The organism is Sphingomonas melonis, from assembly GCF_013409985.1.
GTDB classification, from domain to species: domain Bacteria; phylum Pseudomonadota; class Alphaproteobacteria; order Sphingomonadales; family Sphingomonadaceae; genus Sphingomonas; species Sphingomonas melonis_A.
This window is the reverse complement of record NZ_JACCBY010000008.1, coordinates 120,998-139,472: the sequence shown is the minus strand read 5'-3', so window position 1 is coordinate 139,472 and position 18,475 is coordinate 120,998. Positions and strand designations below refer to the sequence as shown.

Sequence of the window (18,475 nt, the reverse complement as noted above, 5' to 3'; positions counted from 1 at the left end):
GGAGCTGAGAGGAGAGGAAGACAGCCACTTTCCAGCATTCATCGTGCGCCTGCGGGCACGATCTGGATGTTGTCGATCCACGGCATCGCTCCTGCCCCCGCCCCATCAAGCGAGGCATGCATGACAATCTGGATGAGCTGGCTCGTGCATCCCGCCGGGACGGTCGCGCTACCGGCTAAGGGCGCACCACGTTCGCCGCTGGTCGAAAAAGCTTGGTCAAGCAACACGCTTTTCTGGGGGGACAAGCAGGATATTACTATGCGCGGCCGATCGGTTCGCTCCTGCGGCACGTTGCCGGTCGTTGCCATCAGGCGATAGGTCGCCGCGGGCAGCAGCAGCACCTGCCGCGCCACCTCGCCTTGTCCCCCGCCTTCCGCCGATAGGAACAAGGCCGATCCCGATCCTATCCCGCCTGGTTGAATCACTCCGCTGACGTTAGCGCCATCCGTTAAACTCCAGTCGAACGGTGGCAGATCACCGACCTTTTCGAAGTCGCCTGCGCGAAGCAGCGAAAACGTCGTGAATCCGGGGTGGGCGGCGCGATACAGCGAAAACGCTGCCCGCGCCGCACCCGCATCTGCCAGCCGCTTCATTGCAGATATCAAATAGGCTCGTTCTTCCGGGACGTTAGGGCGTAGGCGCAGCGCGGCGACGGCGGGGGGTAGGACGTGGACCGGGTCCGGGCTCGCGATAAACTGTTCAATGGCGGCAGGCCACCACAACGGCCGTTGGGACAATAGTCGCGCCAGCGGGCGTGCAACAGTCGGTGAGGCGGCGGCTGTCGCTAGGACCGGAAGAAGTAGTGCCCGAGTGTTGACCGAGACGCTCATCGCCCGATCATAATGGGCGAGGGCCGGCTCGATCTTGCCCTGTTGCACGGCATTTTCGATCAGCCAGAGTTGCGTCGGTATATTCCGTCGCGACAACTGCTCGGCATAGGCGAACATACGTTCCGCGCCGAACGTATTATTGTTCAGTGCCGTGATGGTGCCAAGCGCGGCCACGGCATCGACATTGATCGCCTCGCGGCGCAGGGCGGCGCGGGCATGCGCCGCGACGGCCGCGCCATTGGCCTGCGGATCAGCCGCCAGTCCGGCCAAGGCTACGGCAGCTTCGGCCGCTGCCGTATGATAGCCAAGCGCGAAGGACTCCGCAGGTGCCTTGCGGGCCAGCACTATGCCTAGCGTACTGGCACAGCTTAGCCAGATAAACAGAGCCGCCAGCACACCCCATACAAAAAGGGGCACTTTCCGGGTGTCAGTCATCTCGGCGCGCCGACGCATCGATCATTTCGGACTTTCGCCTGCTTTGTCGCCATACCCGTAGCCATAGGCATAGTTGTAGTCGTAGCCATAATGGGCGCGCTTGGCATCGAATTTCGTCAGGACGACACCGACCAGCGCGGTCTTGGTTGCGCGTAGACGGCTCAGCGCGACCCGGACCATGCCCTTTTGCGTGCTATGGGATTCGACGACATAGATCATCCCCTCAACCTTGGTGCCGATCAGTGGCGCGTCGGCGAGACCCATGACGGGGGGTGCGTCGATGACGATATTATCGTAGTGATCGAGCAATCCTCCCAGCAATTCCTCGAGCCGCCGCCCCGTCAGGAGGTCTGGTGCGCTCGGCGGGATTGGGCCCGAGGTCATAACGCTGAGATCGGTAAACGGCGTCTCGTGAACCAACGACCGCCAATCGCCGCCGCCAGCCAGGAAATTGCTCAACCCCTCCCGATTCTGGATGTCGAGAAGATGATGAACTGAGGGCGATCGCATATCACCATCGATCAGCAGCACGCGGCGGGACAGCCGTGCCATCGATAGCGCCAGCGCGAAAGCGGTCGTCGACTTGCCTTCGGCCGGTCGCGAGCTGGTGATGGCCAGCGTCTTGGGCAGCCCGTGCTCGGTTGTGAACGACAAGTTGGTCTGAATGGATACGTAAGCCTCACTGATCATCGACTTGCGATCTTCAAGCAACGACAGCGGATCTCCACTCAAAATCTTGGGGATGGTGCCAAGCAGCGGCAGCTGAAGCTCGCCCGGGACCTCGTCAGGATCGGCGATACCCTGGTCGATCTGCTCGAGGATCCAAGCTGCGCCGGCCCCGATCGCCAATCCCGCGACAAGCGCGATCAGCAGGTTCAGGAACAGCTTCGGGCTGGAAGGTGCACCCGGGACCTCTGGCGCATCAACTACCGATATGTTGTTGGTTCCGACACCGCCCGCGATGCCAATTTCCTTGTACCGCTGAAGCAAGGCGTCATAAAGTTGGCGATTAGTATCGGCATCGCGCTGATAGATATTGTACTGGATGCTGCGCCTGCGTAGATCGAGCACATTTGATTTCATCTGGCCAACGCGATCGGTTAGCGCCTTCTCACGCTCTACGCTGGCGTTATACGCTTCGCGCAGCGAGCCACCGACCCGGCCTTCTTCACGCCTGATTGCCTGATCAAGTTGCGAAATTTGATTCTGTAAAGCCTTTGCCGGGGGGTAATCTGGCGAAAACTGAGCCATCATCTTTGCATAATTGCCGGCTAAATCGGCACGTTGCTGCCGCAAGGCTCCGAGTGCGGAATTCTGTAACGCCTCCGGCGTCTGGCCGGCTGCCACGCCAAGGCGACTTTCGGCCTGAATCCGATCGGCGCGCGCGCGCGCGAGCTCTTGATTGAGGGTGGCGAGATCGTCGCTCGCAAGCGACCGTTCGGGAATACTACCTGTTGTCGCGTCGGCCGGTGCGCTGGGCAGATTGATGATACCTTCCCGCGCGGCATAGCCGACTAGGCGCCGTTCCGACGCGTCGATACGTCGGCGCAACTCGTTAAGCCGGGTTTCTAGGAACTGCCGCGCATAAGCGGTGGTGCCGAAGCGGCGTTCAAGCGTCATCTGAATGAAGCTGGCGGCCCAGGAGTCGATTACCCGTTTTGACAGCACGGCGCTCGGGCTGGTGAAGCCTATCTTGACTAGACGCGACTGGCGCTCGTGATCCACCGTGAAGCGGTTGAGCAGGATCTGACCGGCGATGCGCACCCGATCGGCTCGACTTGGCGCACCGGGTTGAACCCGGCCGTTGTCGAACCAGTCCTTGCCCGCACCGAATGCTGCGAAGAACGCGGCATCGTCCTGAAGGCGCAGGTTGGTTGCCACGCGTTCCGCCAGGCTCTTGGCCTTGAGCAAACCATATTGCGTCTCGTAGAATTCCTGATCGATTGCGGCCGAGCGCGCATCTTCGCGGACGTTGACAAGTCCCCCGTTCTCACGCTGAATCTCCAACGTGCTTTCGGCATGATACATTGGCGTCATCAGGAGCGTGACAATCACGCCGATGACGAGGGCAGCTGCCACAATCGAGAGCAGGACCCATTTTCGGCGTCGGGCGATCGACATCAGCTGCGTGAACAGCGGTCGGATCATCGGTTCAGCAGCCGAGCTTTCGACATATTGGGCTGGGTGCGCCGTGACACCGGTGATAGCGTTGTTGATGTTCACCTGATGGCCTTACCGATTGATCACGGCTACGAGGGGCGCGGTCAGCAGCGCTGCCGTCTGGAACGCGAGCTGGAATACGCGACGGGCTCTGGACTCGCCGACTGATACTGTGTCGTTTGCGTAGATTTCAGGGTCCGGATAGATGCCCTGACGGATAGCCCGTAGATCATATAGGGCAGCCATGTCCTGCTGGCCGATACGACGGAATACGACGACATAGTTCGTATTCGCGGCTTCGGTGAGACCTTGCGCGCGGGCAACGGCGCCCAGCAACGTCATGCGCGTGGTGACCGGAAAGCTGCCAGGCAGGCGCACTTCGCCTTCAACGACGACGCTTTGATTGATGGTATCAGGATTGACCTCGACCTGAGGGTCGCGAACGTAACGCCGTAGCCGGCTCGCCACGAGGGCGGACAACTCGGCGGGCGTCTTGCCGGCAGCCTCGATGGTACCGACAAGCGGAAGGGAAATTTGACCGTTCGGATCGGTGACGACAGTCCGACTAAGCTCGCTTGCTCCGAACACGACAACGCTGATTTTGTCACTTGGCGCAATGACATACGGACGGATGCCATAATTGGCGCTGCTTTGGGTGGGGGCCGGAAACTCTGTGCCAGGGACGACTTGCAGGTCAGGCCGGCCAACCAGCCGATCGCTGCTCGCACAGCCTGGCAGGGCAAGGGCCATAAGCGGCCCAAACCGTAACAAGATTTTCATGTCCGCATAAACCTTACGCTGCGTTTAAAAAGCGCACTAGGCCGAGAGGTGGGCGTTGGCAACGTTGCCCTTGCTGCTATCTTCTTGGTCAGGGCTTCGGCTGAGCCAGCCGACTGCCAAAGCAAGCAGTGCCGATAGCAATGGAGTGCGTAACGGATAATCCGTTAAACTAGCGGCACCAAGTACCAGCACGATAAGGCCACCGGCTCGTCCTAGGATTGTCATCGGCGAGGATCTTTGCCGAAAGCGCATGATCGTGTTGCGTATCACCCAGACACAAAACACGGCTAGCACGACAAGCGCCGGTATTCCGCCCGTGATAGCCAGTTCAAGCCAGTCATTATGCGCGTGATTGAAGAAGGTTGCGTGGAGAAGGCTATCCGGTTCCATGATTCTGAACACAGGATCAAACGATCCGAAGCCGGTGCCGGTAAGGGTGAACTGTTCGAGCATTTTAAGGAGCGTGGGTAGCGCCTTCAGCCTTTGTTCGGACGCCGCATCGAAACCGGCAAGTCTATCGAAGGACGTGGCCCGACCAAGCAACACCATGCCAATAAGCAGAGCGATACCGCCAAGCGCGGCCGCTGCTGTTACGACGCGGCGATGCTTCGGGTTGGGGAAGACATAGCTGATGCTGGTGAAGAGCGTGTAGATCAGCAGCACTGCGGCGATGAGGGATCCCGTCCGCGATCCGGTGGCGACAACCGCGATCACCGCCATCAGGGCAAAGCCCAAATATCCCCAGGCAAGCGGCAGCGCATGGCGGCCGCTAAGGCGGGGGTGGGCGGTGACCGCGAGTAGCGGTAGCACGCAGGCTAGGAACGCGGCCTGATGGTTACGGTTGGCGAACAGACCGCTGGGGGTGCCGACATTGCTGACCGCATAAAGGTAGAAGGGGCTGTCCGGGCCGCCCGCGACCTGCGCGACCTCGACGAAGATGCTGGCCGCCGCCGCGGCGATGACGATGACCGTTAGCCAGATCTGCTGGCGCGCTGACAGGCTGGAACTCCCGATCAGCAGCGCGGCAGGGACAACCAGCGCGATCAGGCTGTTGAGCGTAAGGTCCGGCGTCAGCGAAACGGGGCGCCAGCCCGCTTCCACGCCGATGGCCTGCAGGCCGTGCAAGATCGTGGCGCGGAACGGCAGCGCGGACCAGACGGCGGGCGGCAGCGGGATCAACTGGACGGCCATCCATCCCGCCAGCACCGTCAGAAGCGTGAGCGGCACGCGTACCGACCGGAGGTCGGCGCGACGGGACAGGAACAGGAGGACAACGAGCGCGGCGACCGCCATAGGCCTCAGATAAAGCAGCGACAGGCTGTCGATGCGTGACGATCCTCCACCAAGCGCACACACCACAAACAGCGCCGCCACAATCGGAAATGGGCCGAACCGCAAATCGACGCGCAACGCGGGCTTGGCGCGACGTGTGCGGGAGTGTCTCCTGGATCCGGAGGGTGTAGCATGTCCACTGGGCATAAAATGACGCTAGTCAATTAGGCCGACGTGGTCCATGCGCTATCGCATCGTCTTGGTGCCAAAGCGGCCTTGGCTGCGCGGCGCAAACCGAAACAGAAAGACTAGGGTCAGCGACCAGAACAGGCCGGCTTGCAGATAATCAATCACCGCAAGGTCCTTAATATACGATACGTCACGATAGGCCTGCCGTGCCGACGAAGCAAGACCATCCCGGCGATGGGTGAGCACCGCGGCTGGTATTCTGTGCCGACCGTCGACCTATGAATGCAACCTGCCCGTGCGTGGAATGGACGAATGATGCGCTTTCAAGATAATCTTCCGGGCCGCTGGAGCAAGCAGGGCGGCGTCATTGCCGCGAATACCGAGGTTCGGCGCCGGGAAGAAGTCAATCAGGCGCTGTGGCTTCTGCTGCCATTCATTTATATATGCTTGTTCGGCTATGTCCGTAACTTAGGTACCGGGCCGCTGCTGATCGCCCTTGGAATGTTGACTGCATACGGTATCAGCTATGGTCGTCGCTATATTCAGACACCATTGATACTCCTGTCATGCCTAGCCGTGGTGTACATTGGCCTTTCCTATATGGGCGTGCTCGACCGCGGTATCACGCTAATGTATTCTCGCGAGGCAATTCCCCAGCAGTCGGCTTATGCCGTCATGCTGCCATTCGTCATTGCGGGGTTCGCCGCATATCATGAGCGAGTTGACGCCGGCAATGCCACGTTTACGCGGCTTGAAACTGCCATTTTTTTGATTGCTTGTGCTGCAAAACTATATGATTTTGCCTACCCGTCTTCCTATTTTGGTGCCGAGGCGGAGCGGCAATTCGCTGGTATAGCTCAGCTCGTCAATAATATGATGATCATGGCGTTCATTTTCGTTCGCCGAATTCTACACGCGGATCACGTGCCTTGGATGACCAAGTTGATCGCGGCTTTTATTCTTCTCATCACGTCGTCATCTGCGCAAGCTGGTATTGTGCTAATGATGCTGTTGGTGTTGATGGTCTTACCCAGAGAACGGCTGAAATTGACGTTGATGTTCCTCTGTCTGTTCGTCGTGGTACCGTTCGTTGCAGCTGCCTTCGCACAAACGATATGGAAGCTTGACCCCAACACAGGTATCCGCTTGTTCTTCTGGCGTGACGCGCTCGACCGGGTGTGGGAGAGTGGCGGCACCGGCGTCGGCTTCGGAACCGAGACGATCCGTCCGGTCTACGGGCTTAATGCCGCCGACGTGACAATCCTCACCGAGGACGATCCGGGCTTCATCTATGTAGGATCCCACAACGCCTTCGTCGACGCGCTCTATCGAATGGGGGTGCTTGGCTTCCTGCTGCTGGGCGGCTTCGTGCTGCGCTTGTTCATCCGGGTCGTGCGCGGATTTCCTGGCAACTCGATCTTTGACTGCTGGGTGACCTGTGCGCTCGTTACCAATCTGATGGTGAACGTCGGATTGGCAAGCATCAACCTGTTCTTCGGGTCGGCTTTTTTAATTGGCTGGCTAGTGTACCGCATTACGACGGCAGATGCATCCGCGCCGGGCGTGGCGGGGCTAACGGCCAACGGACTGGCGGCGTGAGCCGGCGCCAGCTGCATGACCTGACGCGGCGCAACGTCGTGGCTGGAGCGATTGCCGCCTTCGGCCTGTCGAGTAGCTGCCAGGCGCGGGCGCCGATGACGATCGGTTTGTTTCCACGCGGAGCGGCGATTGATATCCCGGCGCATGTCGATCAGATTACCACGACTGGTTTCGCCGAGGCGGGGGTGGGATCCGCTACCTATCGTTATGATCCGGCGATCGGCGGGGCGGAGCATTCGGAACGTCCGTTAAGCACCTTTCGGACAAAGGACGGTCGCATCTTTCGTCTGGAGCCGCAGGAGGCGCTCGATCTCACGACGGTGGGGATGCGGGTGGGATTGGCCGACGGCCGCGCCGCGAGCAACGCCGCGGCGTTGCGTGAGGCGCTCGCGCTGTCGCAGACCGTGGTTTTGCCGGCCGGGACGATCGATCTCCGCTTGCCGGGTGGTTTCGCTCTGCCGGAGCGAGACGGTCTCACGATCAGAGGACAAGACTGGACGACCCAAGTCGTCGGTGGTGGCGCGATCTTCAGCCTCCCGTCCGTGGCCAATTTCCACTTGGCAGATCTTTGGCTGCTGCAAACCACGAACGATGGCCCCGCCATTCAGTCATACCATTGCAACTTGCGCAATATCTGCTTCACTCGGGTCAAGATCAGCGTGCGGGACAAGGCCGTTTCGCAGCACAACTGCATCTCGATCGTGGTGGACAAAAGTCCTGTCGCGGCTGACGGCATCGCCGGTCTGGCCGGCTTAGCGATCAAGGATTGCTGGTTCGAGCCCGGGCGGATGGGCGTCGAAATTCAGAACCACGGAGATGGAGCGCGCGTCTACCGGTATCGCAATATTGTCGTCGAGGGGACGACGGTCACGAAGACGGCGCCGGTCAACGGCATGGGCATTTCGCTATCTGGGTGGGGCGACACTTGCCGGATCCGCAACAACAGATTTGTGGATTGTACCGGGCCGGGCGTCGAGATCGTTGGTGCCGACGATGCGACAATCGAGGGCAACCAGTTCGTCGGCAGCCTCGGCACGCCGATCGCCATCTCTAATACTAGGGTAGTGAAGGGGTGCAGGATCGTCGACAACAAAGTGACGGGCGCACCGCTCGTTGGGCTCTTCATTGAGGCTGCCGACGGCGTGACGATCATCGGGAATGATCTGTCGACCTCAGGCGCGTTTGTGATCAAAGCCAGGCATGTCGATATCGTCAGAAATCGTCTGACCGCAATGGGAACGGCGCAGTTGTTTCAGATCGATCATGCCCGGGATGTGAAAATAGAGCACAATGTGATGCGCTCAGAAGGGGGCAAGGACGGACTTCCAATGATCGTGATATTCAATGGCAGCCGCGATTGTATTGTTAAAGAGAATCGGATGGAGCGTCGCGGCTATGATGTTGCAAACGATTCACTCTGGGTCCGGCAAAGTTCGGATGCCGCCGGGATCATCGTGCAGAACAATCAGCGGATCGGCGGCCCCACAGGGCGCGCATTGTAGATCGAATCCTCGGCGAACGGGGCGGCGCACTCTTTGATGTCACCTAAGCTCCACGATTAAACAGTAATGCACGCGCGTGGGCACTAGCGTCCGCGACCTTCATCCTTCCGGTTAAGCATTACGAACGGCACTCGCTTTCCGTCAAAGAACTGCCTTGTCGATGCGGAAAAGAAAGGCGGCGCATGGTCGCCATAAATGAATATCAAATCGGGCTTTTCCTTGGAGCGGAGGATCACATTCGATAAATCGTGAAGCGACCGCATGATTGCCTTGCTGTACCCGCACAGACTCTCGTTGTCCCCGAAGCTCCGTGTACACTCGGACGGGGTGGTTGGATAAACAGGAAGATGGGTGTCGAGTGTCATGATATGCACGAACCGTCGAGAGCCGTTGAATAGGCTCAGGGCGCGTACATACATGTCATGATCGCAAACCCCCCGAAAGGGAGTCTTTTCGCAAGGGTGAATGTTTTGTAACGATGCCATGTCATTATAAAAGACGGCATGCCGGAATCCAATGAGAGGGTAGACATTCTTCCTATTGTATATTTCTCCGCCGTTTCCGTGGAATGCCCAAGTCGAATATCCTTTGCTCGACAAGAATCTCGGCAGGCAATCCGAAAAGTATCTTGCGATTTTAGGATTAGATGGGTTTCCGTTGACGTTCAAGGAGCATAGTTCGCGCATTTCACCTTGCAATGTTGATCCATAAAAGTTGTTGTTATCAACAGTTATGCTGTATGATTTGGTTAGTTCTTCAAGCGGTTGCTGGACGAGTTCAGCTAAGCCAGTCTTCGAAATCGGGAGTCCCAGCGACTCAAGCGAAACCGATAGTATTTGTGGCGGTGCCGTTACCCTGACGATGTGATCCATGGTTGGCTCGGTCAGGCTCCTTACGGAATGACCTGCGACAACCGCTCTCATGTAATTTGAAAAGGCGAATTTTGTCGGAGACGTGAGGACATTTTTCTCGCTATCTAGGTCTTTGCGCGTCGACCGTTCAATATAGATGTCGCACATCCCAATCACAATACAGATCAGGGTCGCGGATAGGACATCGGCCTTTTCAAAACGCATACCTAAAAGTGGTACGCAAAATAGAGAAAAAACCGCAACGCCCATAAACAATAAAGGAGCAATTACGAACCACGGAAGGTCGTTCAAACCCATCAAGTAGCTATCGTAAAAATCTGGCCCCCACCGGTACAGGCGTCCAAAAAAACCAACCGCATCAAAGGACACGGCAATGAGAAAAAGAGTGATAGATACAGCAGTCGTGTACCGTCTATCAGTGCCCCTTCTAACCATAAAATAAGGAATTACTAGAATGAGAGCATAATCTATATTAAATAGGGTCGGATCCCCAGAAATATGCATTAGAATAGCGCGGAGTACGTTGACAGGCACAAAGAACAGTAATGGACTTCTTACTGCTAGGGGAAATTTCGATGCCCAGCTTATAATGCGCACCTTGCTGGCATAGAACGAAGAATTGCTCATCATCGATGCCTGGTTTCCTCGAAGAACTGGCGGCTACTCGTCTGTCGCCGCTCTGATGCAGGTTCCCCGGTGTAATGCTTGAGGACTGCGGGGATGGCAACGGGGTGTGGCGTACCCCGGACACGGTAGTCGCCGTTGCGGACGGAGTGGCGCTAGGTGGAGCGTGTGGTCCGGTGCCGTCGGTCGGCTGCGCGTTTTGCTCGGACTACCCGGGAATGATCAACTGCAATTGTGTCGTGTTCCTCTTAGGCATCAGGATAAGATGCCGTGGCGGTGTCTCATTTGAAAGTCAGACGGCTGATCAGTCCGGCTGTCCGAGGAGGTGTTTTAACCGCAAGACCGAGTTTCCCTCATGTGAGATGACAAAAGGGCAATTAGAAAGGGCAGTGACAGGAAATCAGCGGGTTGATCCGGTGAAGTGCGCCAAGCGGGCAGCCTTTAATGTCGCTGACCACCGAACTATGTACACATGTAGGCATAGCTCATGTGTCCGGCCGCTTGTACAACGGCGAGCATAACGTCGACGTTACCAAAGTTCCCCCGAATACAGGTGAAGAGGCGGAGGAGCAACGTGAAGTCGCCGAGGCGTAGCGCTCACAGCACCACGTTGAGTGCCTAGTCGGCCACCCCCGCCGCTTTAGCCATTATTAGATTCAGTTCAGGGAGAGATGTTGGTGAAGGTCTCTTTGTAACCGTAACCTATCGAACTGTAATCCTGTTCGGTAATTATATCCGGCAGGATCAAAATATAATACGCGCAGACGTATTGGATAGATTCGCTAAACCGAATATACATCCACTGATGGTCATATATTGACAAACACCAGGCCGATCGCGACGTATTTATATCTGATTAATATGGAAATCCCCACGCCTATTTATATGAACGAAGTCGAGATGAGGCATCTGGCGTAGTTTTTGGTGGGCGGATGGTTTTGCACATCGTCGATAGCCTAGCAAACTGCGGTGCTGGCATGCACACAGGGGATGCCGTTGTTCCAGCAGGCCGTTGACGGAACAGATCTCTGTGTCCGATAACCATGATTCTCGGACATAGCCCTAGCGCACCGCCATCCGCCATGGCACAGCCCCACCATGGCTGCTCCCCGACGCCCCGCCGCCCCCTCGGTCGATCCAGCCGCGTCGGTGCCCGTTGCGCTCGCGGCCGAGCAGCCGGCGCTTCCCGCTATCCTCAACGAAAAGATCGAGCAGGCGGCCGCTTATGCGCGCGCCGCGCGCGCCGGGGCGACGCGGCGGGCGTATGAATCGGACTGGGCGATCTTCACCGCCTGGTGCGCGGCGCATGCGCTCGTCGCGCTGCCGGCGACGCCGGAGGTCGTGGCGGTGTTCGCCAGCGATCAGGCGGTCGGCGGGCTCAATCCGGCGACGATCGGCCGGCGGATCGCGGCGATCGGCCATTATCATCGCGCCGGCGGCCATCCCGCACCGACCGCCCTGCCCACCGCCGGGCGGCTCGCCGAGGTGCTCGCCGGAATCCGCGCCGAACATGGCGGGGCCAAGCGCCGCAAACAGCCCGCCGATGCCGCCGCACTGCGCAATATGCTCGCCACGATCGAAGGCGACGGGCTGCGCGCGCTGCGCGATCGCGCGATCCTTGCGGTCGGCATGGCCGCGGCGCTGCGCCGGTCGGAGATCGTCGCGCTCACCGTCGATCATGTCGCGCTGGTGCCGGAAGGGCTGCGGCTGACGATCGCGCGCTCGAAGACCGATCGCGCCGGCGCCGGCGCGGTGATCGCCATTCCGGAGGGCTCGCGCATCCGGCCCAAGGCGCTGCTGCTCGCCTGGATGGCCGCGGCGGGGCATGACTCCGGGCCGCTGTTCCGCCGGCTGTCGCGCAGCGACGCGCTGACCGCGGACGCCATGTCGGATCGGGCGATCGCCCGGCTCGTCCAGCATCATGCCGCCGCGGCGGGCTACGACCCGACGCAATTCGCCGGCCATTCGCTGCGCGCCGGCTTCCTGACCGAGGGCGCGGCGCAGGGCGCGACGATCTTCAAGCTGCAAGAGGTCAGCCGCCACAAATCGGTGCAGGTGCTGTCCGATTACGTCCGCAACGCCGAGCTGTTCCGCGACCATGCCGGCCAGCGCTTCCTGTAGCGCCGCGGCACGCCAACAGGCTTAGGGCAGCATTGTTGCTATTTCGTCACAGGCCGGGCAAAATCCCATCGCCGCGGGCGGTGACAGTTTCGTAAAGCAGTCCAAGGGGTTACCGGCGACGCACTTGGCAGCACCGCTGCCCCATGTGCCCCATTCCCTACAGGACCACAGAATGATCCGGACCTATCGTCGGCAGTTGCTTTCCTCGTCGTTGATCCTTCTCTCCGCCCTCGCGGTTCCCGCCTACGCCCAGACGACCAACGCCGCGGGCACGGCGAGCGACAACACGCCGACCGGTGCGGCCGCCAGCGCGGCGGTCGATCAGGCGACGCCGGGCGCCTCGCCGGCGGATGCGAACGTCGCCCCCGCCGAACAGGGCACGGGCGCCGATGGCGGCGACATCGTCGTCACCGGATCGCGTATTGCGCGCCCGACGCTGGACTCGCCGGCGCCGGTGACCACGCTCGGCGTCGCCGATCTGACCCGCACCGGCGCGATCGCGGTGGGCGACGTCCTCAACGACCTGCCGTCGCTGCGTTCGACCTACAGCCAGGCGAGCTCGACCCAGTTCATCGGCACGTCGGGCCTCAACCTCCTCGATCTGCGCGGCCTCGGCGTCACGCGCACGCTGGTGCTGGTCAACGGGCGCCGCCACATCACCTCGTCCGAGGGTGATTTCCTGGTCGATACCAACACGATCCCGACCGATCTGCTCGACCGCGTCGACATCGTCACCGGCGGCCAGTCCGCCGTCTACGGGTCGGACGCGATGGCGGGCGTCGTCAATTTCGTGCTGAAGCGCGACTTCGACGGTCTGACGCTCAATGGTCAGTCGGGGATCAGCAGCAAGGGCGACCGCGGCACCTATCGCCTCGCCGGCACCTACGGCAAGAATTTCGCCGACGGCCGCGGCAACATCGCCGCCAGCCTCGAGTACAACAAGTCGGACCTGGTCACCTATGCCGACCGGCCCAATCTGACCGGCGCGACCACCGGCCGCCGGCAGTTCCAGCTGGTCGATCGCCCCGCGCTCGACAATACGATCCCGAACCGTACCTATCTCGATCGGGTGCGGAGCTTCGGCTACGACAATGGCGGCAATTTCATCGCCTACAACGGCAGCAGCCTCTCCGCCTGCGGTACCGGCGCAGCTGGGGCCTGCCTGCCCAACGGCGCGCCGCGCGTGTTCGGCTTCCGGCCGGACGGTGCGCTGTACGAATATAATTACGGCACCGACTTCCGCCCGGCGGGCTCCAACAACAACAATGGCGGCGACGGCGCCATCCTGAACGACCGCGGCACGCTCCAGCCCTCGCTGAAGCGCTACGTGGCCAACGTGCTCGGCCATTACGACGTGTCCGACGCGTTCAAGCCGTTCTTCGAGGCCAAGTTCGTCCGCGTCGAGAGCTTCAACCAGGGCACCCCGACCTTCGCCCAGGGCGGCGAGCAGGGGACCATTGCGCTCGATGCCGGCGGTCGGCGCGCGGCCGTCGGCGGCTTCCAGAGCCAGACGATCGGCATCCCGATCTCGCTCGACAATCCGTATCTGCAGCCCGGCGCAGCCGCGACGATCCGTTCGCTGCTGCCGGCCGGTGCGGAGTTCTTCCGCCTCAACCGCAACAACAACGATTTCGGCACGCGCGACGAATATGACCGTCGCGACACCTACCGGATCGTCGGCGGTGTCGAAGGCACGTTCAACGACGACTGGAAGTACGACGTCTCGGTCAATTACGGCGAGTTCCGGACGCGCTCGACCTTCTACAACAACCGCATCAACCAGAATTTCTACAATGCGGTCGATGCGACGCGCAACGCGGGCGGCCAGATCGTCTGCCGGATCAACCAGACCACGGTCACCGATCCGAACTGCGTGCCGATCAACGTGCTCGGCGATGGCGCGCCGAGCCAGGCGGCGCTGAACTATATCAACACCAACTCGCAGCGGCGCGGCAAGGCGACCGAGTTCGACGTCACCGCAAACGTGGTCGGCGACAGCTCACAGCTGTTCGAGCTGCCGGGCGGCCCCGTCCAGTTCGCGCTGGGCGGCGAATACCGGCGCGAGACCGCGTCCTATGGCTATGACGATCTGGTCAAGTCGGGTGCGACGTTCCTCAACGCCATCCCCGACTTCAACCCGCCCTCGTTCGCGGTCAAGGAAGCCTATGGCGAGTTGAACCTGCCGCTGCTCAAGAACGCCCGCTTTGCAGAAGAGCTGACGGTGAACGGCGCGGTGCGGGTCGCCGATTACAAGGGCTCGGCCGGGACCGTGTGGACCTGGAACGCCGGCGCGATCTATGCGCCGATCCGCGACATCAAGGCACGGGTCAGCTACGCCAAGGCGGTTCGCGCGCCGACGCTCAGCGACCTCTACGCGTCGCAGTCGCAGAATTTCGATTTGCTCGACGATCCCTGCGATGCCAACTTCATCAACACCGGCCGCGCCGGGCGCGTGGCCAATTGCGCGGCGGCCGGCGTGCCCGCGAACTTCATCAACAACACCGCGCGGGCCGGCAGCACCCAGTTCCTGTCGGGCGGCAACCCCAACCTGTCGCCGGAAAAGTCGCGCAGCTGGACCTATGGCGTCATCGTGCAGCCGTCGTTCCTGCCCGGTCTCGCGATCACGGCGGACTATTACGACATCAAGATCAGCAACGTGATCCAGCAGGTCGACGCGCAGCAGATCCTCGATGGCTGCTATGACGGTGCCTCGCTCGACAACCAGTTCTGCCGCCTGATCAACCCGCGTCAGGCCAACAGCGAGTTCGCCCAGACCGCGCTCCTGCAGAGCACGCTGAACTTCGCCGCGCTGAGCGCCAAGGGCATCGATCTCGACGTCTCCTACAGCCATGCGCTGCTGGGCGACGACAAGCTGGCGCTGCGCTTCATCGGCAACTGGGTCCGCGATCGCACCGATTTCCCCTACCTCGACAATCCGGCGCAGCCGCAGCGGATCAAGGGGGAGCTGGGCGATCCGATCTACAGCTTCAACGCATCGGCGGACTACAGCCGCGGCGCGTTCACGCTCGGCTATCAGATGCGGTTCATCGGCCGTCAGTCGATCACCGACTGGGAAGCCCAGCATGACACCAACGGCGTCGCGGCGCTCGATCCCTATTATGCCGATCGGGTCTATTATCCGCACGTCTTCTACCATGCGCTGCGCGGTTCGATGGACGTCAGCCGGCAGTTCCGCCTCTACGCCGGCGTCGACAACCTGACCGACAAGAAGCCGCCATACGGCCAGCTCGGCGTGGGTGACGGCGCGATCTACGACAATATCGGCCGCTTCATGTACGTCGGATTCTCCGTCAAAATGTAAGAGCCGACGCAGGAGGTCGCCGCTGCGATCTCCTGCGCCCCCCTCCCGCATCGGGCACCGCCACGCGCCTCAGCCCCCCTGCCGCACCCCGTCCCTGCGTCGACGCCTCGACGTGTCGACACCGCGGCGCGGCGGCTGGTCGCGCATCAGCCGCCGGCGGGTGAGCGGCGGGTCCTCGAACAGGTCGCGGATGGCGCGCCGGCGAAAGGCGTTCCACCAGCGTTGCCAGCGATGTTCGGCGGCATCGTGGAGCATGTGGCAGCGCTGGCACAGCGCGGCGAGATTGGCGGCGGCATTGTTGCCGGGATCATGGTCGAGGTGCGCGCAGGCGAGCACGACATAGGTGGTGCGCACCCCGGCGAGCAGCGCCACGCCGCGCAGCGCGACGCGCCTGCCGTCGCCGTCGCGCCAGCCGCGCGCCTCGCCGTCCCACCAGCGCCCGTCGCCGAGATGCGCGACATGGCGGCGATGCGGCCGGCGGCAGCGCTCGCAGCGCGCGCCGGCGCGCACGAAGCGGATCGCCCGCGACACCTGCGGCCAGTCGATCGGATAGAGCCAGCGGTTCTCGGCACGGATCGGCATCGCGATTCTATGAATCATCGCCGATTCGCCGCCAAGCCCCAAATGCCGGGGGCCGGTATGACGGCGGCAGGAAGCGGTGTCAGGGGGGGGGCGGCGCTACCGCCCCGCCCGCCTCATTCGCCTTCGAGCATCAGCGGCCCGGTCTCGACCGGCGCCTCGGCATTGGCCTTGGCGAACTTGCCTTCGACGCGGGCGCCCTGTTCGATCGTCAACGCCTCGTAATTGACGTCGCCGATGATATGCGCGCTGCGCTGGATGACGAGGTCGCTGACCGTGATGCTGCCGCGCACCGTGCCCGCCATATGCGCCGACTGGGCGACGATCGCGCCGATCATCGCGCTCGAGGCGCCCTGCACCAGCGAGGTGCAGGTGATGTCGCCCTGGATGCGGCCATCGATATGCAGGTCCGCCGTGGCGGAGACGTCGCCGTTGATGACGACATCGGCGCCGATCATCGAGAAGGTGGAGGTGTTGCTCATGGCGTCAGTGGCTACCCGTGTCTGAACCGGTGGGTGGACGGCTGGTTTTCTGTGGAACATGGCTGCGCGCCTCCAGGAATGGGCGAGGATTGACGGGACGGTCGCTGATCCGCACCTCGAAATGCAGATGGGGCCCGGTCGACCGCCCGGTGGAACCGATGGCGCCGATCGTCTGCCCCGCGGCGACCTGCTGGCCGACATGGGTGTGGAATGCGGACATATGGGCGTAGCGGGTGACGAGGCCGGGGCCGTGCGTCACCTCGACGCAATTGCCATAGCCGGAGCGCTGGCCGACGAAGCTGACCACGCCGCGCGCGGCCGCGTAGATCGGTGCACCCAGCGGGCCGCGGAAGTCGAGACCGGGGTGGAACGAGCCATGGTGGGTGAACGGGTCGGAGCGATAGCCGAAGCCGCTCGACATCGAATCCATGCTGGCGGGCAGCACCTGCGGCATGCGCGCCAGCGCCTGGTCCAGCGCGCTCATCCGCGACAGGCTGGCGCCGAGCCGGGCGAAGCGCGGGTCGATCGAGCCATCGGCGTCGGTCGACAGGGGGAGCAACGGCCCGCCCATCGCCTCGCCCGTATCGCGCGGGGCCAGCATCTGCGGGCTGACCCCCAGTTTGCGCATCATCGCGGCATTGGCCGCGGCGCGCCGGTCGGCATAGCGCGTCAGATTCTCGACGAAGGCGAGCTGGCGCGCCTCGGTCCGGGCGAGGGTGGCGGCCTCGGGCATGACGGCACTCACCTTGCGGATCGTCCTCGCCGCCTCGCTGCTGCTGTTGGTGACGGTTTCGCCGCCCTTGGCGTCGCGCGGCAATGGGCCGAGGTGGGTCTGCGTGACCTTCTCGATGAAGTCCTGTCGCCGTTGCAGGTCGGAGGCGACGCCGTCGAGGTTTTTGCGAAAGGCGGCGACGCGGCTCTCGGCCTTTTCGACGCGCGCCTGGCGGGTCAGCAGGGCATCGATGTCGTAGGAGTCCCGCCAGCGGATCACGGCCAGCGTGGTGATCGAGCCGACATAGGCCAGCGTCAGCGCCGCCACGCCGAGCGCCGCCCGCTTCTGCGTGCGCGCGGTGATGCGGAGGAAGCGCACCTGCCCCTGCGAGCGCATGATGAATTCGCGATCGGGGAACCATCCCTCGATCCGCACGCGGGCATCGGCCAGTCTTCGGCGTATGCGCATGCGGATGCGAGCGAGGCGCTGCCCCGCCTGCTGCGGTTTCGGCTTGTTCAAAGCGATCCCGCTTCCTCTACCCTGGGCCCTATCGAGCTTTATAGCCGGCGCGCCCGGCCGCCGGCCGCGCCGGGGTCGCGACCGGCGACGCCCCGCGGCGAGACGGTCCCCCTGCGCGACGAATGGCAGCCAAAACGGCGCGACACGCCCATCGCGACAGGTGCCGCGGACGCGGAGGGACATCATGCAAAGTCGCGCAGCCCGGTCATCCCGACGGGTAAGGGGCCGACCGCACGGGAAGTCCCCTCCGCGCCCTCTGCGCCTCTGCGCGAACCATCCTGCTTCTTCTGACGTGCGACGCCGATCGGCCCGCGATCGAAGGGCGATCCCCGCTTGCCGGATCGACATTCAGCTTTGGAGAAAGTTCCTCCCCGCCAGAAGGAGGTGGCATGCCGAAGGCATGACGGAGGGGGAGGACGCGCAACCGAAGACGTCGCTTCCCTCCCCCTCCGTCACGCCCTCCGGGCGCGCCACCTC

The 18,475-nt window shown here is 61.9% G+C and carries 12 protein-coding genes; 4 read left to right on the top strand and 8 right to left on the bottom strand.

What is annotated here, in order from left to right; all coding sequences use genetic code 11:
• Positions 1-38 precede the first annotated feature (38 nt).
• The 4 genes from HD841_RS18930 to HD841_RS18915 are packed head-to-tail and all read right to left on the bottom strand — an operon-like array spanning position 39 to position 5,615.
• On the bottom strand, positions 39-1,265 hold the full coding sequence (locus HD841_RS18930; RefSeq protein WP_179510457.1) for a hypothetical protein: 1,227 nt from the start codon (positions 1,263-1,265) through the stop codon (positions 39-41).
• A gap of 21 nt (positions 1,266-1,286) precedes the next feature.
• The gene (locus HD841_RS18925) at positions 1,287-3,488 is read right to left on the bottom strand and encodes a GumC family protein (protein WP_179510456.1); all 2,202 of its coding nucleotides are present in this window, start codon (positions 3,486-3,488) and stop codon (positions 1,287-1,289) included.
• A 9-nt stretch (positions 3,489-3,497) separates the two neighbouring features.
• Positions 3,498-4,205: a polysaccharide biosynthesis/export family protein gene (locus HD841_RS18920; protein ID WP_179510455.1), complete on the bottom strand. Its 708-nt coding sequence runs from the start codon at positions 4,203-4,205 to the stop codon at positions 3,498-3,500.
• A 36-nt stretch (positions 4,206-4,241) separates the two neighbouring features.
• On the bottom strand, positions 4,242-5,615 hold the full coding sequence (locus HD841_RS18915) for an O-antigen ligase family protein (protein WP_179510454.1): 1,374 nt from the start codon (positions 5,613-5,615) through the stop codon (positions 4,242-4,244).
• Between the two features lie 363 nt (positions 5,616-5,978).
• Here HD841_RS18915 and HD841_RS18910 point away from each other — a divergent pair, with 363 nt between their 5' ends.
• Together HD841_RS18910 and HD841_RS20890 are read left to right on the top strand one after the other, a co-directional pair.
• Entirely contained in the window at positions 5,979-7,265 is a 1,287-nt protein-coding gene (locus HD841_RS18910; protein ID WP_179510453.1) for an O-antigen ligase family protein, read from the top strand.
• Positions 7,262-8,767, top strand: coding sequence for a right-handed parallel beta-helix repeat-containing protein (locus HD841_RS20890; protein ID WP_179510452.1), 1,506 nt, complete (start codon positions 7,262-7,264; stop codon positions 8,765-8,767). Before HD841_RS18910 ends, HD841_RS20890 begins: the two co-directional genes overlap by 4 nt.
• An 83-nt stretch (positions 8,768-8,850) precedes the next feature.
• Here the strand turns inward: HD841_RS20890 and HD841_RS18900 are convergent, their stop codons facing one another.
• Positions 8,851-10,269, bottom strand: a complete 1,419-nt coding sequence (locus tag HD841_RS18900; RefSeq protein WP_179510451.1) for a sulfatase-like hydrolase/transferase — start codon at positions 10,267-10,269, stop codon at positions 8,851-8,853.
• A gap of 1,092 nt (positions 10,270-11,361) precedes the next feature.
• Between HD841_RS18900 and HD841_RS18895 the strand changes: the two genes are divergently transcribed.
• On the top strand, positions 11,362-12,384 hold the full coding sequence (locus HD841_RS18895) for a site-specific integrase (RefSeq protein ID WP_179510450.1): 1,023 nt from the start codon (positions 11,362-11,364) through the stop codon (positions 12,382-12,384).
• 172 nt (positions 12,385-12,556) lie between these two features.
• Positions 12,557-15,706, top strand: a complete 3,150-nt coding sequence (locus HD841_RS18890; RefSeq protein WP_179510449.1) for a TonB-dependent receptor domain-containing protein — start codon at positions 12,557-12,559, stop codon at positions 15,704-15,706.
• 69 nt (positions 15,707-15,775) lie between these two features.
• Here the strand turns inward: HD841_RS18890 and HD841_RS18885 are convergent, their stop codons facing one another.
• The 3 genes from HD841_RS18885 to HD841_RS18875 all read right to left on the bottom strand — a co-directional run bounded on the left by HD841_RS18885 (position 15,776) and on the right by HD841_RS18875 (position 17,998).
• Positions 15,776-16,306 carry a hypothetical protein gene (locus HD841_RS18885; RefSeq protein ID WP_257015785.1) on the bottom strand — a complete coding sequence of 177 codons (531 nt, stop codon included), beginning with the start codon at positions 16,304-16,306 and terminating at the stop codon, positions 15,776-15,778.
• A gap of 95 nt (positions 16,307-16,401) precedes the next feature.
• Positions 16,402-16,767, bottom strand: coding sequence for a bactofilin family protein (locus tag HD841_RS18880; RefSeq protein ID WP_179510448.1), 366 nt, complete (start codon positions 16,765-16,767; stop codon positions 16,402-16,404).
• A 4-nt stretch (positions 16,768-16,771) separates the two neighbouring features.
• Positions 16,772-17,998, bottom strand: a complete 1,227-nt coding sequence (locus HD841_RS18875; RefSeq protein ID WP_257015784.1) for a M23 family metallopeptidase — start codon at positions 17,996-17,998, stop codon at positions 16,772-16,774.
• Positions 17,999-18,475: the final 477 nt, after the last annotated feature.